Raw genomic sequence first — 19,529 nt, forward strand, 5'->3', positions numbered from 1 at the left:
TTCTTCTCCACGTTTTGAGCCTTGGCAGGCGGTGCGATGCTGGCGCCCATCACGTTCCCGCAATACGGAGAGTCTCGCCATGAAATCCCTGCCCCTCGTCCTCCTGCTCGCCAGCGCCAGCCTGTTGGGTGCACTTGAACTCTCGCCGGCCCGCGCCGCCAGCTTCGATTGCAGCAAGGCCGGGTCGGCCAACGAGAAGACCATCTGCCGCGACCCCGAACTGTCGGCCCTGGATGACCAACTGGGCCGTACCTATCGGCGCGCCCGCCAGGCTGCCACCGATGTGCGCGCCTTCCGGACGGCCAGCGATGCGCAATGGCGCTGGCGCGAACAGAATTGCCGTGACCGCGACTGCCTGCTGGCCTGGTATCAGCGCCGCCAGGCCGAACTGCAGGCCCAGGCGGCGCCGGCTGCATCACCCGTGGCGCTGTCGGCCACGCCGCCCAAGTCACCGGCCGGATCGCCCGTGCCCGCCCTGGCAGCCGTGCCGCCAGGCGCCACCACAAGTGCGCCGGCGGCGGCAGAAGCCCTGCGGCTGGGGCTGGACACGCGCCAGATCGAGCAACTGGCACCGCAAGGCAGCATGCCCTGGCCGCACTATGCGCGAGTCGAGCGCGGCCAGTATTTCTATCGCGATCCCCAGGCAGCCGAGACACAGCCGCTGGTGGCCGTGCGCTATTACGGCATGGAGAACGGGCAATACATCCTCGAAGCCGTGCGCGGCCAGACCGTCTTGCGCTACACCTGCAGTGCCGATTGCCGCTACATCGCACAGCTGGCCCTGCCGGGCGACGTGGAAAAGGACACCGTCATCGTCAGCAATGACCGTGCTTCGCTGCCGGGACTGATCGTCAGCGATGCCGTCAACGGCCTGCTGGCACCGGTGCAGTCGCAATAGCAACAGCCATGGCAACTGGCCACGGGCGGCATGCGATTGCGCACTTGTCCTACATGCGATAGCGAAGAGGGATGACAGGCGGGGCGGCACGACACGGGCATACTGAGCAGCACCGAGCATGGTGCGCATGCTCCCCTTGCCCTGGCGAGAAGCTCATATGAAGAAAATCGAATTCGACGGTTACCTGCTGGTCTATCAGGCCGATGACAGCGAGGGCCGCTGGAAAGCTTCCTACGCGATCCTGAAGGATCGTGCAGAAATCAGCCGAGGCTCCCTGCCGCTGGCTGCCCACTCCGAAGACGAAGCCGTCGGCGAGATCCTGGCCGCCGCGCGTGGCCATACCACCAGCGCATTGCATGCCTAGCCGCACGTCTTCGTCACGACGCTACACCACCACTTCACGCACACTGCGGCGATGGGCCAGCTCCATCAGCCGCCGCAATGCGTGGACCAGTTCAAAGCGGCTGCGTGAACGCCCCAGCGAGATCCGGATGTGCGGTCCAAGACCGGACCGCGAGCGCTGGGTAGCAACCTCGAAGCTGTCCTGAGCCACTACATTGAGCCCGGCCTCCCTGGCCTTGACCACGAAATCCTGTCCCTTCCAGCGCTCCGGCAAGGCTTTCCAGAGGTGGATGCCGCCGCTGTCGGCCAGGCTTGCATCACCGAGGGTGCGCAAGGCCAGCTCCCGGCGGGCCCAGGCTTCCTGGCGGATGCCCGCGGTCAGCGCAGCGGCGGTGCCGTCGTGTATCCATTGGGTCGAGAGTGCCGTGGTCAGCGGCGTGGACATCAGCACGAAGGAGCGCAGTGCCGCCAGCACCTCCTCCTGTGACTGTCCCTGGGGCGTGACCAGATAGGCGGTGCGCAGCCCAGGCAAGAGGCACTTGGCCAGTGTGGAGACATAGAACACGTGCCGGGGCGCATAGTGCGCCAGCGGCCTGGGCGCGTTGGCGGCAAAGCGCCAGTAGGGATCATCCTCGATGATGCGCAAATCCATGCGCGTGGCCACGGCCGCGATCTCGGCACGGCGCGCAGCGGGCATGGTGTGGGTGGTCGGGTTCTGCAGGGTCGGGTTCAGGTACACCAGGCGGGCGCCATGCCTGCGCGCCATGGTAGTGAGCAGATCAGGACGCATGCCCTCGTGATCCACATCGACGGCGACCACGTTGCGCCCCAATTGCGCAGCGGCGGCCAGCAGGCCGGGATAGGTCAGCGGCTCGGCCAGGATGGTCTCGCCCGGCCGGGTCTGCGAGAGCAGCAAGGCGGCCAGTGCCGATTGCGCCCCAGGACAGGCCAGCACCCGACTCTCCTCGAGCGCGCCCAGCATGTCCTGCAGCCACAGCGCCCCGGCCGCCCGGTCGGCACTGCTGCCGCCACCCAGGTGGTAGGTCATTAGCAGATCGATATCGCTGTGCATCAGCACCTGCGAGACCCCCTGGCGCAACAGGTCGTCCAGGTCGATGCCGGCCGGGGGTGGCGGAATGTTCATGGAGAGGTCGATCACCTGACTCAAATCCACCTTGGGCGCAGCCACGAAGCTGCCGGCCGCACCGCGCGCCTCCAGCAGATGGCGGCGGCGCGCCTCACCGTAGGCGCGGGTGACCGTGGTCAGATCGACCTTCAGGCGTTCGGCCAGCACCCGTTGCGGCGGCAGGCGGTCACCGGGCTTGAGGCGCTCCTCCGAGATGGCCTGCTCCATGAAGCCGACGATCTGCAGGTAACGCGGGCCACCTCCGGCCGTAAAGCGGGAAATCCAGTGCAGAGTATGCCCTGCGGCGTGTGGGGGGTCCGGTCTGGCCATGCGGCTCCTGGGATGAACGAGTGTGCCAGCAGGTCGTTCCTGCGGGGCGGTCGTCTAGTATGGATGTATGGACGTCAAAAATCCATACATCGTGACTTCCCTTTGTGCCAAGGTTTGGTAACCCCTGCCCGCTCAAGCCGAGGCCATGCGCATCCATTCCACCGCGTCCGCCCCTGCCGCAATGCGCATGGGTGCCGCCGTATCGGTCGCTGCCTGCCAGACCGCCGCGGCCACATCACTGGCGTGGGTAATCTGCGCATGATCCTGGAATTGGCTCAACACCTGGGCGGCCAGCGCGTCATAGGCTGGCGGAATGGCGCCCTCCATGCGTGGCCGGGCGTTCTCACCAAAGCGCGTATGCGGCGCCCGACCCGGCAACACCAGGCGAGCCTGCACCCCCACGCTGGCCAGTTCGATGGCGATTGATTCGGTGAAGGCATTCATGGCTGCCTTGCTGGCCGTGTAGACCGCCAGCAAGGGAAGCGAGCGCAGGGTGACCGAGGAGGTGAGATTGACGATCACGCCGGCACCACGCTCGCGCATCTGCGGGATGACGGCCTGGGTCATGGCGATGCTGCCCAGAGTGTTGGTCTCAAAGATCTCGCGCACCTGCGTCATGGCCTGGCCTTCCACGGCAGCCAGTGCGCCGATGCCGGCATTGTTGACCAGCACGTCGATGGGCCCGGCCCGCTCGATGGCGGCGGCAATGCTGGCGGCACTGGTCACATCCAGCGGCAGAATGCGCAGGTGCGGCGAGGCTGGCAGCAGGTCACTGCGGGGTGTGCGCATGGTGGCGATGACCTGCCAGTCACGTTGCAGGAAATAGCTTGCGATTTCCAGGCCGAAGCCGGACGAACAGCCAGTGATGAGGACGGTTTTCATGATCGTTTCCTTGTGCGGTGAGAGAGAACAAGACCAAGAATAGGCTCTCATCACCGGACTTGCTACAATCGAAAGTCCATCATTCATTGGCATTCGTCCAGCCATGACCCTTTTACCCGTTATCGATCCCCTGGCTGAAGTGGTCAGCCTGCTACAGCCCGCCCCTCGCTACACCAAGTATGTGCAGGGTGCCGGCCGCTGGCGGGTACAGCGGTCGCGGCCCGAGCTGGCCTTCTATTGCGCGGTGCTGGAAGGCAGTTGTCGACTCCTGCGTGATGCACCAGGCACGGCCTCTGAAGAGGCGTGCATCGTGCTGCATGCCGGCGATTTTTTCCTGGCCCCTGCCTTGCAAGGTTTCAACGTGGCCAGCATGGAAGACAGCGAGGATTGCGTGCTCGATGAAGATCATCCGCCGCCCCGTCTGCCGGATGGCCGCTACCATCTCGGTCCGCCGGGTCTGCCGCCGCAGGTGCAACTGGTGGTCGGTCATTGCGTGTTCGAGTCGCCGGATACGCCCTTGCTGCTCTCGCTGCTGCCCAGCCTGGTGGTGGTACGCGCCCATGCTCGTCTGGCTACGCTGGTGCAGCTGGTAGGCGACGAGTACCGCGCCGAACGACCGGCGCGTGATGTGGTGCTCTCGCGCCTGCTCGAAGTGCTGCTGATCGAGGCACTGCGCTCCAGTGCAGATACCGGTGCCGCAGCGACACCGGGCCTGCTGCGCGGCCTGGGCGATGTACGGCTCGCCGCAGCTCTGCGATCCATACATGCGCGGCCCGCCGAGGAGTGGGACGTGGCACGTATGGCGCGGGCCGCCGCACTGTCGCGCTCTTCGTTCTTCGAACGATTCCGCCGTGAAGTCGGACTGGCGCCGATGGAATATCTGCTGGCCTGGCGCATGGCCCTGGCCAAGCGGCTGTTGCTACACGAGACTGTCTCCATGGCCGAGGTCGCGCAACAGGTCGGCTACAGTTCGGCCTCCACCTTCAGCGTAGCCTTCAGCCGCCATGTGGGCATACCGCCTTCGGCGTTCGCCCGACAGGCCCCCGCCTAAGCGGCCACGAACCCAACCCGTTCCATGGTGCCGATGTGCATGCTCAGCAGTTGCACGGCGCGGTCGGTCTTGCGATCGCGCAAGGCGTCGATGATGAGACGGTGATCGTGATCCGAGCGTGGCTGCCAGCCGCGCTTGAATCCGGTCGAGAACAGGTAGCGCGAATTGGTCAGCTGCAGTTGCTTGAGCACCGCCAGCAAGCGCGGCATGCCGCACTCGCTGGAGAGGATGTCATGAAACAGGTTGTTGGCCGCGTCCCATTCGATCAGGGAGGCCGCCTCGGCGCAAGCCTGCTGCGCCTGTTCCAGGCGGGCGATGTGCTCGGAACCGAACTTGCGGGCGCTGTGGCGCAGCGCCAGGATCTCCAGCGAGCCGCGCATCTCGGCATTTTCCTTCACGGCGGCCCGGTCCACCTGCGTTACGCGCACCCCGCGACGGGGCAAGGTGAGCACCAGTCCCTGTGCTTCCAGCTGGCGAAAAGCCTCCCTCACCGGCACGTGGCTGGACTGAAATTCCTGGGCCACATGGTCCTGCCGAAGCGCCGCCCCGCCTGCGATTTCACCGCGAATGATGCGTGTGCGCAGCACCTCGGCGATGCGTTCCACGGTGCTCGGATGCTCGGAATGATGCACCATATTTTTATAGATAATCTATGAAAAAAGAAATTGTTGAACGAATTTGAGCGAAGTTAGAATCCGCCGGAACGCAATTCTATGCCTTTTTATCCACGGACCGGATTTTATCGATGAGCCAGTGCCCTTCCCCCACCGCCGCACCCGCCAGTGCGCCCCTGCGTTGGTACCGCGCGCCGACCACGGTCGACGGCGGCGCCATTGCGCAATTGTTCGAACTGCCTTTCCTGGACCTGCTGTACCGCGCACAGACCGTACACCGCGAGCACCACCGGCCCAATGAAGTCCAGTTGTCGAGCCTGCTGTCGATCAAGACCGGCGGCTGCGCCGAGGACTGCGGCTACTGCGCGCAGTCGGCCCATCACAAGGAAGCAGGCGTCCCGGCGGGCAAGTTGATGGACGTGGATGACGTGGTCCAGGCGGCCCGGGCTGCGCGCGCCCAGGGTGCCACGCGCTTCTGCATGGGCGCGGCCTGGCGCAATCCGAAGCAGCGCGACATGGCCGCCCTCACCGAGATGGTCAGCCAGGTCCGCGCGCTGGGACTGGAAACCTGCATGACCCTGGGCATGCTGGAACAGACCCAGGCCGAGGCGCTCAAGCAGGCCGGGCTGGACTACTACAACCACAACCTCGACACCGCCCCGGATTTCTATGGCCAGGTCATCTCCACCCGCAGCTACCAGGATCGGCTGGACACCTTGCAGCGCGTGCAGGAAGCCGGTCTGAACGTGTGCTGCGGCGGCATCATCGGCATGGGCGAGACGCGCGCCCAGCGTGCCGGCCTGATTGCCCAGCTGGCCAGCCTGCCGGTGCCGCCGCAATCGGTGCCGATCAACCATCTGGTCCCCATTGCCGGCACACCACTGCAGGATGTTGCGCCACTGGACGAATTCGAATTCGTGCGCACCGTGGCCGTAGCCCGCATCGCGCTGCCGCATGCGGTGATCCGCCTGTCGGCCGGTCGCGAGAGCATGAGCGAGGCGACCCAGGCCTGGTGTTTTGCCGCCGGTGCCAATTCCATCTTCCTGGGAGCCAAGTTGCTGACCACCGCCAATGCACCGGTCTCGGCCGACCTTGATCTGCTGCAGCGCCTGGGACTGCAGGCGGCCGCTGCCTCCGCCGGATGAGCCTGCATTGGAGCAGCGCCCATTGCGGCGGGGCCTGGGTCATCACCGGTTACGAGGAAGTGGCCTGGGCATTGCGCGATCCGCGCTTCTCGGTGCGGCGCGCGGCACGCTGGATCAACAGTACCCGGGGCGAGAGCGCCGGGCAAAAGCAGGACCCGCAGCGGCAGCAGTTCAAGCGCCTGTTCTCGCGCTCCCTGCTGTTCCTCGACGCACGCGCTCATCGACGCCTGCGCGGCGTGCTCACTCCTTGGTTCAAGCCGGGCGACCTGCTGGCCCGGCGCGCCAGCATCACTGCACTGGCGCATCGACTGATCGACGACATCGTGGCCGATCCGCAGGCAGCGCGGGGATTCGATTTCATCGCGCGCTTCGCACGCCCCTTGCCCGCACTGGTGATTGCCCGACTGATGGGCTTGCCGGAGCGTGTGCCGACGCAATTCATCGATTGGGCGGCCGATCTGGCCGCCTTCATCGGCAGTCCCACGCCCGAGGCGAGCCAGACCGGGGCTGCGCAGCAGGCCATGCAGAATCTCTGTGAATTCTTCAGACAAACACTGGCACACCCCGCCGAGCTGCCGCCGGACTGTCTGCTGCGCGGGCTGCTGCTAGCCCATGCGGACGGGCAACTGAACCGCAACGAACTGCTGGCGCAATGCTGCACCCTGTTCATGGCCGGCTATGAAACCACCCGCAACCTGCTGGGCAATGGCTTGCTGGCCCTGCTGCAGCATCCGCAGCAATGGGCGGCGCTCCAGGCAAGTCAAGCAGATGCCGCTGCCCTGCGCCTGGCCGTGCGCGAGATGCTGCGCCATGACAGTCCGGTGCAATACACCGGCCGCCGCCTGCTGCAGGACCTCACCCTGGCGGGTCAGACGCTGCGGCGCGGGCAACTGGCCATCCTGCACATCGGCCAGGCCAACCACGATGCACGGCGCTTCCGCGACCCGCAGCGCTTCGATATCCGGCGCGATGAAGGCATGCACCTGTGCTTCGGTCAGGGACCGCACGTCTGTCTGGGTGCCGCCCTCACGCAACTGGAAGCGGAGATTGCCTTCACTGCACTGATGCAGCGCCTGCCCACCCTGACCCTGGCTCAGGCTGCACCGGTCTGGCAAGACAAGGCCGCCTATCGGGCACTGGATCACTTGTCTGTTTGTTTCTGAAAGGTCCTCCATGCAAGATTTCACCCCGGCGCTGGACGCCCTCGCCGACCAGGGCCTGCTGCGCACGCGGCGCGTGGTCGATGGTCCGCAAGGCGCGCTGTTGCAGGTCGATGGACGCGCTGAGCTGTCCTTCTGCAGCAATGATTACCTGGGCCTGGCCAATCATCCCGCGCTGCTGGCCGCCGCCACCCAGGCCCTGCAACGCTACGGCCTGGGTGCGGCGGCCTCGCCGCTGATCAGCGGCCACAGTCTTGCCCATGAGGTGCTGGAAAGCGAACTGGCCGACTTCGTCGGCATGCCCTCGGCACTGCTCTTCGCCAATGGCTACATGGCCAATCTCGGTGTCACCCCGGCGCTGGTCGGCCAGGGCGATACGGTGATCGTGGACCGTCTGGCACACGCCTCGCTGATCGATGGGGCGCGCTTGTCCGGGGCCAGCCTGAAGGTGTTTCCCCACAACGACGTGGAGCGCCTGGAGCAGGTGCTGGCGCGCTGCACGGCGGGACGCAAGCTGGTGCTGACCGATGCCGTCTTCAGCATGGATGGCGACCTCGCACCGCTGGCCGAACTGGCGGCGGTCTGTGGCCGCCACGCGGCCTGGTTGCTGGTCGATGATGCCCACGGCCTGGGTGTGCTGGGACCGCAGGGGCGCGGCAGCCTGGCCCTGGCCGGCGTCCACGCGCCGCACGTATTGACCATGGGAACCCTGGGCAAGGCCGCCGGTGTGGCCGGCGCCTTCGTCGCAGGTGAAGCCGGGGTGCTTGCATGGATTTTGCAGCGCGCCCGTACCTACATGTTCAGCACCGCCCATCCGCCCGCGCTGGCGGCGGCCACCTCGGCCAGCCTGCGCCTGATTGCACAGGATGAATGGCGCCGCCAGCGACTGCAGGAACTGGCCGCGCAACTGCGCAGCGGCCTGGCCGGTCTGCCCTGGACGCTGTTGCCCTCCGCTACGGCGATACAACCGCTGATCATCGGAGACAACGCAGCGGCCCGCGCCATGTCGAGCGCACTGCGCGCGCAGGGGATCTGGGTCCCGGCGATCTGTCCCCCCACGGTACCCAAGGCAACGGCACGTCTGCGCATCAGCCTGTCGGCCCTCCATACATCGGCCGACGTCGCACGTCTGGTAACGGCGCTGACCGCCCTGGCCTGAGGAGAGACAACACATGCAGCACACCAGCCCCCTGGCCGCGCGCAGCCTGCGCAGCGTCTGGCATCCGTGTACCCAGATGCGCCGGCATGAAGAGGTCCCGCCCATTGCGCTGGCTCGTGGCCACGGGCCGTGGCTCTTCGACACGGACGGCCGGCGCTATCTGGATGCGATCAGTTCGTGGTGGGTCAATCTGTTCGGACATACCAACGCCTGCATCAACGCTGCCCTGATCGACCAGTTGGGCCAGCTGGAACATGCCATGCTGGCGGGCTTTACGCATGAGCCCGTGGTGCAGCTGTCGGAACGGCTGGCCGCGCTGACCGGTCAGGCGCTGGGCCACTGTTTTTACGCCTCGGATGGTGCCTCGGCAGTGGAGATCGCCCTGAAGATGAGCGTGCATGCCTGGCGCAATGCCGGGCATGCCGACAAGAATGAATTCATCTGCCTGGCCGGCAGCTACCACGGCGAAACCGTGGGCGCGCTGGGCGTGACCGACCTCCCCTTGTTCCGTACCGCCTATGAGGCCTTGCTGCGCCCGGCCCATCTCGCCGCCTCACCCGATGCACGGCAGGCGGCGCCTGGCGAAAGTGCCGCCGATGTCAGCCGTCGTGCCCTGGCTGATGTGCAAAGGCTGCTGCAGGAACGCCGCGGACGCATCGCTGCCGTCATCGTCGAACCGCTGGTGCAATGCGCGGCAGGCATGGTCATGTATGACCCGGACTACCTGCGCGGGCTGCGCGCCTTGTGCGATGCCCACGGCGCACACCTGATCGCCGACGAGATCGCGGTGGGCTGCGGCCGCACCGGCAGCTTCTTCGCCTGCGAGCAGGCCGGTGTGTGGCCGGACCTGCTGTGCCTGTCCAAGGGCATCAGCGGCGGCTACCTGCCACTGTCGCTGGTGATGGCCAGCGATGCGATCTATGCGGCCTTCTACGATCACGACGTGCGGCGCGGCTTCCTGCATTCGCACTCCTATACCGGCAATGCGCTGGCCTGTCGTGCGGCGCTGGCGACGCTGGACCTCTTTGCGCAGGAGCGGGTGCTGGAACGCAATGCCCGCTTCGCACCGGTGCTGGCGCGCGCGCTGCAACCGCTGGCGCAGGATGCACGGGTGCGGCATGTACGCCAGCGCGGCATGATCTGGGCCTGTGATGCCGTCATCGGGGAGGCCGACCTGGCTGCACGCTTCTCACGCTGTCTCGCTGAAGAAGCCGCGCAACGTGAACTGCTGGTGCGTCCGATCGGCACGACCCTCTATGTGATGCCGCCCTACATTCTGGACGAGGCGCAGGCGCAGTGGCTGGGCCAACGCCTGCATGCGGCGTTCGATGCCGCGATGAAGCAGCAGGCACGCCCATGACGGCCCGCAGCTATTTCGTTACCGGCACCGATACCGGCGTGGGCAAGACCCGGGTGGCGGCGGCGCTGATCCATCTGCAGGCGACACGGGGCTTGCGCGCAGCAGGCATGAAGCCGGTTGCCTCAGGGGCATTCCTGCAGGAAGGTCTCTGGTGCAATGAAGATGTGCAGGCCTTGCAGGCGGCGTCCAATGTGCTTTTGCCCGACTCACTGGTGAATCCCTACCTGCTGCGGCAGGCCACGGCACCGCACATCGCCGCCGCTGAAGAAGGCGTGCAGATCGGGCTGGAACACCTTGTACGGTGTCATGCGCAATTGCAGCGGGCCTGCGATGTGTTGATCGTGGAGGGTGCGGGCGGCTTCATGGTGCCACTCGATGCGGATTTCACCAGCGCTGACCTGGTGATCCGGCTGCGACTGCCGGTAGTGCTGGTGGTGGGTATCCGCCTGGGCTGCATCAACCATGCCCTGCTCAGCGCACTGGCGATACGATCCTGTGGCCTGTACCTGGCTGGCTGGGTCGCCAACCACATCGATGCGAGCGAAGATCGGGCCGAGGCCATGGTAGACAGTCTGGTGCAGCGCCTGCAGGCACCGCTGCTGGGGCGATTGCCGTGGTCACCGGCAATGACGGCAGCGCAAGCAGCCGCCTGTCTTACTTGGCCAGATCCAGCCTGAGCCCATTGGAGGCGCCGCTGCGCACCGCCGTGACATGCTTGTCGTAGATGGTGCGGTAGCTCGTCAGGCCCAGTTCGGCCATGGCGTTGGACAGTTCCACCAGTTCGCTGACGGCTTCCTTGGAATAGATGGCGTCGACCTCGTTGGCATCGAGCCAGTGCCCAACTGCATGGGATGACTCCCCTTCGTGTGAGGGCACGTGTACGGACGACTTGTTATTCTTTTTTTCAGCTCACGCCAGTGGCGCCATCCAAGACTATGCGGATCTTGCGGGCCAGCTCATCATGGCGGTATGGCTTGTCGATGACGGGAAACTCGCCGTCGGCCCCATGCCGCTCTATCGATTCACTGGCGTAACCGGTAGTTAATAATATTTTGATGGAAGGTACCATGCGCCGGGCTTCTCGCGCCAGCACCACGCCATTCATGCTGCCCGGCATGATGAGATCGGTGAACAGCAGATCCACCTTGGGCTCGGCGCGCAACACCTGCAGCGCTTCCGTAGGGGAATTGACCATCGTCACGCGGTAACCCAGGCTCTCCAGCATGGCCTGAGCCAGTTCGGCGACTTCGATTCTGTCGTCCACCACCAGGACGTGCTCGTGCCCTCCCTGGGTGTGCGTACGATTGTCATACTCAAATGCCCCGCCGACCTGGTCCTGCGTGGCCGGGAAGTAGATCGATACCGTCGTGCCGCTCTGCACGCTCGATGAAATCCGCACCGAGCCGCCGGATTGCTTGACGAATCCATACACCATCGACAGGCCCAGGCCAGTGCCCTTGCCTTCCTCCTTGGTGGTGAAGAAGGGGTCCATCACCCGCGGCAGGATGTCGGCCGGGATGCCGGGACCGTTGTCGGTGACCGCGATACAGACATAGAGACCGGGTTTGACGCCGAGCTGGATCGCACGATCTTCGGAAGTGAGGTCTTCATTGCTTGTATGGATGCGTACCGTTCCCTTGCCGGACATCGCATCACGCGCATTGATGAGCACGTTGAGCAGGGCCACTTCCATCTGGGTGGGGTCGAGGCGGCAATTCCAGAGACCCGGGGTCAGCTGGGTCCGTACCACGATGTCGCCGCCCAGGGTTCGCTGCACCAGGTCGGTAAAACCTTCCGTGAGCGAATTGAGGTTGATGGTGCGGCCCTCCAACCTCTGCTTGCGGGCGAAGGCCAGCAGTTGCTGGGTCAGCATGGCGGCCTTGCCGGAGGCCTTGCGGATGCTGTCGGCGCTGCGCGAGACCCGGCTCAGGTCAGGTGTATCGCTGCGCAGGGCCAGGTTGATGATGTCCAGGTAACCGCTGATGACCTGCAGCAGGTTGTTGAAGTCGTGCGCAATGCCGCCGGTCAGCTGGCCCAGCGCCTCCATCTTGCGCGCCTGGCCCAGCGCCTGTTCGGCATCGCGGCGGCGGCTGATGTCCAGTTGGGAGCTGAAGAAATACTTCAGCTCGCCGCGCTGGTCATAGACCGGTGAAATGAACAGGGCATTCCAGAACGTCGAGCCGTTCTTGCGGTAGTTCAACAGTTCGGTGGCCATCTCGCGTCGCTCGGCCACCGCCTGGCGGACCTGGGCCACCACCGAACGGTCGGTCTCCGGCCCTTGCAGGAAGCGGCAGTTCTTGCCCACCACTTCGGCACGGCTGTAGCCGGTCATGTTCATGAAGGCATTGTTGACGAAGATGATGGGGTTGTCCGGCTTGTTGGGGTCGGACACGATCATCGGCATGCGCGTCATTTCGACGGCGGCAAAGAAGATATCGTTGGCGTCATCGCCTACCGCGACCTTGGCATGGTCGTTGCGTATTCCAGCATCATTGAAGTCGTCGGCAGGCCAATGCACCGTGGGGTGCCTGGCGATGTTGGGCATTGTATTTTTCTCCGTTGGGCTGGGCTCGATTGCAGTGAGGAAACAGGAAACGAGCAGCGTTCAGGAGTTTGGACACGGGCCACCTCAACGGTTCCCCGCGATTTGCAACAAGGATGGGCATGCGTTGTTACATCTTGCAGGCCCTCCCCTACGGGCCTTGCCACAGGCCACTTTGGCACGGATGAGCTTGACGCCATCGGGCGTTTTCCTACACCAACAAGCGGCCTTGATCCAGCACGCAGCTGCGGTCGCTGACCATGTTTGCGAAGTGCGTATTCTGTTCGCACAACAGGATGGAGAGGCCGCGCTGCTTCAGGTCGAGGATCATCCTGGCCATCTGCTCGACGATGACCGGGGCCACCCCTTCGGACGGTTCGTCCAGCAACAGCAGTTGGGGATTGCCCATCAGCGTGCGCGCGATGGTCAGCATCTGTTGCTCACCGCCGCTCATGCGCCCACCGGGGCGATGCGGCATGGCGGCCAGGTTGGGAAACAGTGCCAGCAGCGCCTGCACGGTCCAGCTCGGCACGCCCTGGCGCGGGGGCTGGCGGCCGGTCTCCAGGTTCTGCAGGACGCTCAGTTCGGTGAAGATGCGCCTGTCCTCGGGTACGAAACCCAGCCCCAGGCGTGCGCGCTGATAGGGGGCCAGACGCGTGATGTCATGTCCGTCCAGCATGACCCGGCCCTGCGTGCCTTGCAGCAGTCCCATCAACGCCTTCAGCGTGGTGGATTTGCCTGCGCCATTGGGACCGGTGAGCGCCAGCACCTCGCCCCGCCCCACCTCCAGGGAAAGATCGAAGAGGATGTGCGCCTGTCCGTAGAACGCATGCAGGCCCTCCACTCTCAACAGAGGCGCACTCATGCCGCACTCCCGAAACTGGCGCCGGAACCGAAATAGACGTCGCGCACGCGGGCATCCTGGCGGACTGCTTCGGGCTCGCCCTGGGCGATCAGCTGACCACGCGCCAATACGATGATGCGGTCGGCGAAGGCGAAGACCACATCCATGCTGTGCTCGGTAAAGAGCACCGACAAGCCGCGCTCGCTGACCAGGCGGCGCGTCAGCGCCATCAGTTCCTGACGCTCGCGCGGGGCCATGCCGGCGGTCGGCTCATCCATCAACAGCAGGCGCGGCGCATTGGACAGGGCCATGGCCAGCTCAAGCCGCTTGATGTCGCCATAGGCCAGCACACCGCAGGCCCGCCCGGCCTGGTCGGCCATGCCGACCTGCTCCAGCAGCTGCATGGCTTCCTGGCGCAGGCAGGCGGCCGCCGGACGCCATAACTGCCACAGCCGACGGTGATGCGAGAGCAAGGCCGCCTGGACGTTCTCCAGTACCGTGAGCGAAGCGAAAGCCGCCGACACCTGGAAGGTACGCCCCACGCCGCGCGCCCAGATGCGGCGCGGATCCAGACCGGCGATATCGGCACCATCGAGCAGTACGCGCCCGCCATCGGGCCGCAACTGGCCGTTGATGACATTGAAGCAGGTGGACTTACCGGCGCCGTTCGGGCCAATCAGTGCCAGCATCTGGCCGGCCGGCAGCGTGAAGGACAGGTCATCGAGCGCGGCAACGCCGCCAAAGGATTTGCGCAGGCCGTCGATTTGCAGCAGGCTCATGTGCCCTCCTCCCTGACCGGCCGGCGCAGGCGCTGCCAGGCCCCGGCGATACCGTCCGGGAACAGCAACACCAGCAACAGAATCACGCCCCCCAGCAAGGCACGCCAGTAATCGGTCTCGCGCGCCACCAGATCCTGCAGCCAGGTGAACAGGGCCGCCCCCAGCACCGGGCCAAGCAGGCTCTGTACGCCGCCCAGCAAGACCATCACCAGACCATCGACCGAGCGTCCGACACTGGACACTTCGGGCGAGATGCTGCCCTTGGAAAAAGCGAACAATACCCCGGCCAGCCCGCAGAACAGCCCGGCGACGGCAAAGCCACCCCACTGCAGGCTGCGCACGTCCATGCCCAGTGATTCGGCGCGCACGGCAGCATCGCGTGCGGCACGCAGGGCCAGGCCGAATGGCGCGTGGATCGCGCGCCGTAACAGGTAGACACCCAGCGCCGCACACCCCAGGGCCAGATAGTAGTAGGCCAGCGGCGAGGCCAGCGCTGCACTGGGCCGTATGCCGACCAGCCCGTTGCTGCCGCCGGTCAGGTCGTCCCACTGGAAGATGGCGGCCCAGACGATCTGCGCGAAGGCCAGCGTGAGCATGGCCAGATAGACACCCGACAGGCGCACGCAGAACCAGCCGAACAGCAGCGCCCCGGCCATTGCCGTGAGGGCCCCCGTGAGCATGGCCAGCGGCATCGGCCATTGCAGCTTGAGCGTGACCAGTGCGGCAGCGTAGGCGCCCAGTCCGAAATAGGCGGCATGACCGAAGGACACCATGCCACCCGGCCCCATCAGGAAATGCAGACTGGCCGCGAAGAGGACGGCGATGAGGATTTCCACCATCAGCACCGGCAGATAGGGGAAGCGCGCAGCCAGCAGCGGCAGTGCCAGCAAGAGCAGTAGCGCGGCCCATCCCGCCAGGCGCGCCTGGCGGCCTGATGCGCGCAGCGGCGCGTCATGCCCGGCGCCATTGCGCAGCAGCGCCAGCGGCTTGCCGAACAGGCCCCACGGGCGTATCACCAGGATCGCCGCCATGACCAGGAATTCCACCACCAGCGTGAGTCGCGAGAGCGAGACTTCCAGTCCGAACAAGGAGACATTGCCCAGCGCAATGCAGAGCGCCTTGACTTCGGCGATCAGCAAGGCGGCGGCGAACGCGCCTCCAAGCGAGCCCATGCCGCCGACCACCACCACCACGAAGGCGTTGCCGATGGTGTCCAGATCCAGCGCCAGGTTGGCCGGCATGCGCGGCCCTTGCAGCGCGCCACCCAGCCCCGCCAGGAAGCAGCCCAAGGCGAACACGGCGGTAAACAACCAGGCCTGGTTCACCCCCAGCGCGCCCAGCATCTCGCGGTCCTGCGTAGCCGCACGGATGAGCGTGCCCCAGCGCGTGCGATTGAGCAGCAGCCACAAGAGGGCGAACACCAGCGGGCCGATGACGATGAGCAGCAGGTCATATTGCGGCAGCCTGCGTCCCAGCAGATGCACGGCCCCCGAGAGGCCCGGTGCGCGCGGGCCGAAGAGGTCTTCCGGACCCCATAGCCAGAGCGCCGCATCCTTGATGATGAGTACCAGGGCAAAGGTGGCCAGCAGCTGGAACAGTTCCGGCGCGCGATAGATGCGGCGCAGGATCAGCACTTCCACCAGCGCCCCAAGCGCAGCCACCACCAGCGCAGCCAGCAGCAGCGCCCCCCAGAAACCGGGCGCACTGCTGCCCAGCCGGTCCACCAGGCTGTAGGCCACATACAGCCCCAGCATGTAGAAGGAGCCGTGGGCAAAATTGACGATGCGCGTCACGCCGAAGATCAGCGACAGCCCCGCCGCCACCAGAAACATCGCGCAGGCATCGGCCAGGCCGTTGAGCAGCTGGACGGTGAGACTGGCAAGCGTCATGAGCGCATGGCCTCAGCGTGGGCCGGATACGAAGGCGGACACGATTGCTGCGCGGATCAGTCGGCCGGACGCAGCTTCTTGACCTCGGCATCCGGCAACTGCAGGCTGGCCCCGTCGACATAGCTGAAGCTGGTCATGATGCCCTTGCCGTCCTTGATGCCGGTGCGGCCGACGAAGGCGCCCAGGGTGGACTGGTGGTCCTGCGGACGATAGACGATGGAGGCGACCGGTGTGTCCACCTTGAGGCCCGAGAAGGCTGCGGAGAGCTTGTCGGCATCGGTACTGCCGGCCTTCCTGATGCCGGCGGCGATGGACATCAGGGCGCTGTAGCCGACCAGCGACCCGTTGCGGGGGTAGTCGTTGTATTTCTTGCGGTAGGCCTCGACGAACTTCTTGTGTTCGGGTGTGTTGATGGCGTACCAGGGATAGCCGGTGACGATCCAGTTCTGCGGCGCTTCGCCCTTGAGCGGATCGAGGTATTCCGGCTCGCCGGTCAGCAGCGACACCACGTTCACCTTCTCGAACAGGCCGCGCGTGTTGCCTTCCCGGACGAACTTGCCCAGATCAGCCGCGAACAGCGCATTGAAGATGGCATCCGGCTTGGCATCGGCCAGTGCCTGGGTGACCGCGCCGGCATCGATCTTGCCCAGCGGCGTGGCCTGTTCGGCTACGAATTCCACATCCGGCTGGGCCTGCTTCATCAGGGTCTTGAAGCTGGCCACGGCGGACTGCCCGTACTCATAGTTGGGATAGACGATGGCCCAGCGCTTCTTCTTCAGCTTGGCCGCCTCCTTGACCACCGAAGCCACCAGCATGTACGTCGAGGGACGCAGGCGGTAGGTGTACTTGTTGCCGTTCTGCCAGACGATCTTGTCGGTCAGTGGTTCGGCGGCGAGGAAGAACACCTTGTGCTGCCTGGCGTAATCGGTCAGGGCCAGGCCGGTATTGGAGAGAAAACCGCCGAACAGCAGCGCCACGCGCTCGCGCGCCATCAGCTCTTCGGCCACGCGTACCGAGTCACCGGGGTTGCCGTTGTCGTCGCGGGCGATCACTTCCAGCTTCTTGCCCAGCACGCCGCCGGCGGCATTGACTTCATCGAGGGCCATCTCCCAGCCCCGGCGGTACGGCTCCAGGAAGGCTGGTTGGGCCTTGTAGCTGTTGATCTCGCCGATCTTGATGGTGTCCTCGGCCCGGGCAGTGCCGGCAGAAAGATTCACGATGGCTGCGGTGCAGGCCCACAGCAGGCCGCGCTGGAAGTTGAAATGGTTCACGTCATTTCCCTCTGATGAAAGTGCCCGGCCCGCTTCACCGCGCGGGGCGGGCGTAATGATAACCGCTGCCGACGGCATGTGCAGATTACTTCACACGCTGTTTTTCCAGCTTGCGCGCCAGGGTACGACGGTGCATACCGAGGCGCCGTGCGGTTTCGGAGATGTTGAAATCGGTTTCCACCAGTACCTCGTGGATGCGTTCCCATTCCAGGGTCTTGATGGAGGTGGCGCGCGCCGGCAGTTCGAGCTCGGAAGCACCGGCCACGTGGCCGAAGGCGGCTTCGATGTCGTCGGTATTGGAGGGCTTGGCCAGGTATTGGCAGGCGCCCAGCTTGATGGCTTCCACCGCCGTGGTGATGCTGGCGAAGCCGGTCAGGACCACGATGAGCATGTTTTCGTCGTGGGTGTGCAGCATCTGCACGCAGGCCAGGCCCGAGGCATTGCCGCCCAGCTTGAGGTCGACCACGGCATAGCCGGGCTTGTGTTCTTTCAGGTGGAGGGCCGCTTCCTCCTGGCTGGCGGCCAGCAGGACGGTGTAGCCGCGACGTTCGAAGGAGCGTCCCAAGGTGCGTGCGAAGGCGGCGTCGTCCTCGATGATCAGCAGCAGGCGATCAGCCGACATGGTCATTCCCTATTTTTCTACTTTGCCAAAGCCGGTATTGTAAGGCGAGACGGCACCGGACATGGCCGGCCCCTGAAGAAAAAGGAAATGATCACGGTCAAAGCCGCTTCAGAGGCGGCTTGCGGCAGCTCAAGCGCCGGTGGGATAGTCCGGTGCTTCGCTGGCGGGACCAGCCTGCTCCAGCGGTTCGAGGCTGATGGCCGACAGGGGCAGCTCCAGCGTCACGCGCGCGCCGCCGGCTGAACGGTTGCTGGCCCAAACGCGACCGCCCAGCTTGCGCGCAACGTTGACCACGAAGAACAGGCCCAGGCCGCGTCCAGGCTTGCCTTTGGTGGACTGGTAGGGCTTGCCGATCTGATTGATCATCCAGTCGGGGAAACCGGGACCGCGATCGCTCACTTCCATGAGCAGCAGATCGCCTTCGCGCCGCACTTCCAGGGCCAGCCATTGCGGCGAGACCTCGAAGGCGTTGTCCAGCACATTGCCCAGCATCTGCTTGATGGCCGAGTCGAAGGCCACCGGCACATCCTGCCCGATCTGGTTGCGGTATTCGAAGATCTCGACGGGACGGGTCTTGCGCCAGTCCTCGGCCACGCTGTCGAGGAAAGTATTGATCGTGGTCTTGATGGAGGATTCGCCCCGCGCCTCACCGGCAGACAACAGCACGCCGCTGACGATGGACTTGCAGCGCTGCAGCTGCGCTTCCATCTCGGCGATGTCGTCAAGCATGTCGGCGCGCTGGCTGATCTCGGGCATGCGTTTCCAGTCGCCCAGGATCACCGAGACGGTCGCCAGGGGCGTACCGAGCTCATGCGCAGCGCCCGAGGCCAGCAGGCCCATGCGCACGATGTGGTCTTCCTCGGCGGCGCGCTGGCGCAGGTCGGCCAGCAAGGCGTCACCGGCGCGCAGGTTGCTGCTGATGCGGGTGATGAAGAAGACCATCAATCCGGCATTGAGCAGGAAGCAGATCAGCGTTCCTTCGACGTACAGGCTCAGGAGGCCGGCGTTATGGTCCGGCGGCAGCGCCAGTGGTTCCGAAAACAGCGCCAGCCCGGCCAGGCAGAGCATGGTCACGCCGACGATGGCCCAGCTCGACCAGGGCTTGAGCAGCACCGCCGAGAGAATGATCTGCATCAGATACAGGAAGGCGAAGGGATTGGTGATGCCGCCACTGAGATAGAGCTGGAAGGTCAGTACGGCCACATCCACCAGCAAGGCCAGAAACAGTTCAGCATTGGTGGCGATGCGCCGCTCGTGCCAGCGCAGGTGGCTGGCGATATTGAAGGCGATCAGGCAGGACAGCACCTCCAGCATGTGCGGCAGCGGCAGGTGCAGGTCGAATACCAGCACCACGAAGGCGATGGTGGACACCTGCCCCAGCACCGCCAGCCAGCGCAGCTGGATCAGCAGCAGCATGTTCTGGTGGCCGGCCGGATTCTGCTCGCCCTGGCGCAGACGCTGCCAGCGCTCGCGCAGCGTCTTGCGCTTGGCGACGGTGTCGGAGGCGGTCATGAC

At 65.3% G+C, this 19,529-nt stretch carries 19 protein-coding genes; 8 read left to right on the forward strand and 11 right to left on the reverse strand.

Features of this window, described 5'->3' with window-relative positions; genetic code table 11:
* The first annotated feature begins 79 nt into the window (after positions 1 to 79).
* Complete coding sequence (locus GWL_RS09020; protein ID WP_008329072.1) at positions 80 to 898, forward strand: lysozyme inhibitor LprI family protein; 819 nt, start codon at positions 80 to 82, stop codon at positions 896 to 898.
* Between the two features lie 157 nt (positions 899 to 1,055).
* A complete protein-coding gene (locus tag GWL_RS09025; protein WP_034350355.1) occupies positions 1,056 to 1,262 on the forward strand; it encodes a hypothetical protein in 207 nt (68 codons plus the stop codon).
* Positions 1,263 to 1,283: 21 nt separating this feature from the next.
* Here the strand turns inward: GWL_RS09025 and GWL_RS09030 are convergent, their stop codons facing one another.
* Both GWL_RS09030 and GWL_RS09035 read right to left on the reverse strand, forming a co-directional pair.
* Positions 1,284 to 2,696, reverse strand: a complete 1,413-nt coding sequence (locus GWL_RS09030) for a PLP-dependent aminotransferase family protein (protein WP_008329074.1) — start codon at positions 2,694 to 2,696, stop codon at positions 1,284 to 1,286.
* Between the two features lie 132 nt (positions 2,697 to 2,828).
* Entirely contained in the window at positions 2,829 to 3,578 is a 750-nt protein-coding gene (locus GWL_RS09035; protein WP_008329075.1) for an SDR family NAD(P)-dependent oxidoreductase, read from the reverse strand.
* A 103-nt stretch (positions 3,579 to 3,681) separates the two neighbouring features.
* Here GWL_RS09035 and GWL_RS09040 point away from each other — a divergent pair, with 103 nt between their 5' ends.
* Positions 3,682 to 4,629 carry an AraC family transcriptional regulator gene (locus GWL_RS09040; RefSeq protein ID WP_008329076.1) on the forward strand — a complete coding sequence of 316 codons (948 nt, stop codon included), beginning with the start codon at positions 3,682 to 3,684 and terminating at the stop codon, positions 4,627 to 4,629.
* Here the strand turns inward: GWL_RS09040 and GWL_RS09045 are convergent.
* A complete protein-coding gene (locus tag GWL_RS09045; RefSeq protein WP_008329077.1) occupies positions 4,626 to 5,264 on the reverse strand; it encodes a GntR family transcriptional regulator in 639 nt (212 codons plus the stop codon). The genes GWL_RS09040 and GWL_RS09045 overlap by 4 nt on opposite strands.
* Before the next feature lie 110 nt (positions 5,265 to 5,374).
* On the opposite strand from GWL_RS09045, the gene bioB reads away from it, so the two are divergent.
* Genes bioB through bioD form a run of 5 tightly spaced genes read left to right on the forward strand, consistent with a single transcriptional unit; the run spans position 5,375 to position 10,744 of the window.
* Positions 5,375 to 6,388: a biotin synthase BioB gene (bioB, locus tag GWL_RS09050; protein WP_008329078.1), complete on the forward strand. Its 1,014-nt coding sequence runs from the start codon at positions 5,375 to 5,377 to the stop codon at positions 6,386 to 6,388.
* Positions 6,385 to 7,551 carry a cytochrome P450 gene (locus GWL_RS09055; protein WP_008329080.1) on the forward strand — a complete coding sequence of 389 codons (1,167 nt, stop codon included), beginning with the start codon at positions 6,385 to 6,387 and terminating at the stop codon, positions 7,549 to 7,551. Before bioB ends, GWL_RS09055 begins: the two co-directional genes overlap by 4 nt.
* A gap of 10 nt (positions 7,552 to 7,561) precedes the next feature.
* Positions 7,562 to 8,707 carry an 8-amino-7-oxononanoate synthase gene (bioF, locus tag GWL_RS09060; protein ID WP_008329082.1) on the forward strand — a complete coding sequence of 382 codons (1,146 nt, stop codon included), beginning with the start codon at positions 7,562 to 7,564 and terminating at the stop codon, positions 8,705 to 8,707.
* Between the two features lie 13 nt (positions 8,708 to 8,720).
* Positions 8,721 to 10,067 carry an adenosylmethionine--8-amino-7-oxononanoate transaminase gene (bioA, locus tag GWL_RS09065; protein WP_008329084.1) on the forward strand — a complete coding sequence of 449 codons (1,347 nt, stop codon included), beginning with the start codon at positions 8,721 to 8,723 and terminating at the stop codon, positions 10,065 to 10,067.
* On the forward strand, positions 10,064 to 10,744 hold the full coding sequence (gene bioD / locus GWL_RS09070; RefSeq protein ID WP_008329085.1) for a dethiobiotin synthase: 681 nt from the start codon (positions 10,064 to 10,066) through the stop codon (positions 10,742 to 10,744). Before bioA ends, bioD begins: the two co-directional genes overlap by 4 nt.
* Here bioD and GWL_RS09075 read toward each other — a convergent pair.
* From GWL_RS09075 to GWL_RS09110, 8 genes are all read right to left on the reverse strand, one after another.
* Complete coding sequence (locus tag GWL_RS09075) at positions 10,722 to 10,943, reverse strand: hypothetical protein (protein WP_008329087.1); 222 nt, start codon at positions 10,941 to 10,943, stop codon at positions 10,722 to 10,724. The two genes, bioD and GWL_RS09075, sit on opposite strands and share 23 nt — an antisense overlap.
* Before the next feature lie 28 nt (positions 10,944 to 10,971).
* Positions 10,972 to 12,612, reverse strand: coding sequence for a histidine kinase famiy protein (locus tag GWL_RS09080; protein ID WP_008329090.1), 1,641 nt, complete (start codon positions 12,610 to 12,612; stop codon positions 10,972 to 10,974).
* A 208-nt stretch (positions 12,613 to 12,820) separates the two neighbouring features.
* Positions 12,821 to 13,474 carry an ABC transporter ATP-binding protein gene (locus GWL_RS09085; RefSeq protein ID WP_008329092.1) on the reverse strand — a complete coding sequence of 218 codons (654 nt, stop codon included), beginning with the start codon at positions 13,472 to 13,474 and terminating at the stop codon, positions 12,821 to 12,823.
* Positions 13,471 to 14,232 carry an ABC transporter ATP-binding protein gene (locus tag GWL_RS09090; protein ID WP_008329094.1) on the reverse strand — a complete coding sequence of 254 codons (762 nt, stop codon included), beginning with the start codon at positions 14,230 to 14,232 and terminating at the stop codon, positions 13,471 to 13,473. The genes GWL_RS09085 and GWL_RS09090 overlap by 4 nt, the downstream gene beginning before the upstream one ends.
* Complete coding sequence (locus GWL_RS09095; protein WP_008329095.1) at positions 14,229 to 16,121, reverse strand: ABC transporter permease; 1,893 nt, start codon at positions 16,119 to 16,121, stop codon at positions 14,229 to 14,231. Before GWL_RS09095 ends, GWL_RS09090 begins: the two co-directional genes overlap by 4 nt.
* Positions 16,122 to 16,177: 56 nt before the next feature.
* Positions 16,178 to 17,365 carry an ABC transporter substrate-binding protein gene (locus tag GWL_RS09100; protein WP_369770126.1) on the reverse strand — a complete coding sequence of 396 codons (1,188 nt, stop codon included), beginning with the start codon at positions 17,363 to 17,365 and terminating at the stop codon, positions 16,178 to 16,180.
* 112 nt (positions 17,366 to 17,477) lie between these two features.
* Entirely contained in the window at positions 17,478 to 18,014 is a 537-nt protein-coding gene (locus tag GWL_RS09105; RefSeq protein WP_008329097.1) for a response regulator transcription factor, read from the reverse strand.
* A gap of 129 nt (positions 18,015 to 18,143) precedes the next feature.
* Complete coding sequence (locus tag GWL_RS09110) at positions 18,144 to 19,526, reverse strand: ATP-binding protein (protein WP_008329099.1); 1,383 nt, start codon at positions 19,524 to 19,526, stop codon at positions 18,144 to 18,146.
* Positions 19,527 to 19,529: the final 3 nt, after the last annotated feature.

This window comes from Herbaspirillum sp. GW103 (assembly GCF_000261365.1).
Lineage (GTDB): Bacteria > Pseudomonadota > Gammaproteobacteria > Burkholderiales > Burkholderiaceae_D > Herbaspirillum.

Bases quoted from the DNA above. Each gene is read 5' to 3' on its own strand.
- GWL_RS09020 (WP_008329072.1), top strand. From the start codon at position 80: ATGAAATCCCTGCCCCTCGTCCTCCTGCTCGCCAGCGCCAGCCTGTTG.
- GWL_RS09025 (WP_034350355.1), top strand. From the start codon at position 1,056: ATGAAGAAAATCGAATTCGACGGTTACCTGCTGGTCTATCAGGCCGAT.
- GWL_RS09030 (WP_008329074.1), bottom strand. From the start codon at position 2,696: ATGGCCAGACCGGACCCCCCACACGCCGCAGGGCATACTCTGCACTGG.
- GWL_RS09035 (WP_008329075.1), bottom strand. From the start codon at position 3,578: ATGAAAACCGTCCTCATCACTGGCTGTTCGTCCGGCTTCGGCCTGGAA.
- GWL_RS09040 (WP_008329076.1), top strand. From the start codon at position 3,682: ATGACCCTTTTACCCGTTATCGATCCCCTGGCTGAAGTGGTCAGCCTG.
- GWL_RS09045 (WP_008329077.1), bottom strand. From the start codon at position 5,264: ATGGTGCATCATTCCGAGCATCCGAGCACCGTGGAACGCATCGCCGAG.
- bioB (WP_008329078.1), top strand. From the start codon at position 5,375: ATGAGCCAGTGCCCTTCCCCCACCGCCGCACCCGCCAGTGCGCCCCTG.
- GWL_RS09055 (WP_008329080.1), top strand. From the start codon at position 6,385: ATGAGCCTGCATTGGAGCAGCGCCCATTGCGGCGGGGCCTGGGTCATC.
- bioF (WP_008329082.1), top strand. From the start codon at position 7,562: ATGCAAGATTTCACCCCGGCGCTGGACGCCCTCGCCGACCAGGGCCTG.
- bioA (WP_008329084.1), top strand. From the start codon at position 8,721: ATGCAGCACACCAGCCCCCTGGCCGCGCGCAGCCTGCGCAGCGTCTGG.
- bioD (WP_008329085.1), top strand. From the start codon at position 10,064: ATGACGGCCCGCAGCTATTTCGTTACCGGCACCGATACCGGCGTGGGC.
- GWL_RS09080 (WP_008329090.1), bottom strand. From the start codon at position 12,612: ATGCCCAACATCGCCAGGCACCCCACGGTGCATTGGCCTGCCGACGAC.
- GWL_RS09085 (WP_008329092.1), bottom strand. From the start codon at position 13,474: ATGAGTGCGCCTCTGTTGAGAGTGGAGGGCCTGCATGCGTTCTACGGA.
- GWL_RS09090 (WP_008329094.1), bottom strand. From the start codon at position 14,232: ATGAGCCTGCTGCAAATCGACGGCCTGCGCAAATCCTTTGGCGGCGTT.
- GWL_RS09095 (WP_008329095.1), bottom strand. From the start codon at position 16,121: ATGACGCTTGCCAGTCTCACCGTCCAGCTGCTCAACGGCCTGGCCGAT.
- GWL_RS09105 (WP_008329097.1), bottom strand. From the start codon at position 18,014: ATGTCGGCTGATCGCCTGCTGCTGATCATCGAGGACGACGCCGCCTTC.
- GWL_RS09110 (WP_008329099.1), bottom strand. From the start codon at position 19,526: ATGACCGCCTCCGACACCGTCGCCAAGCGCAAGACGCTGCGCGAGCGC.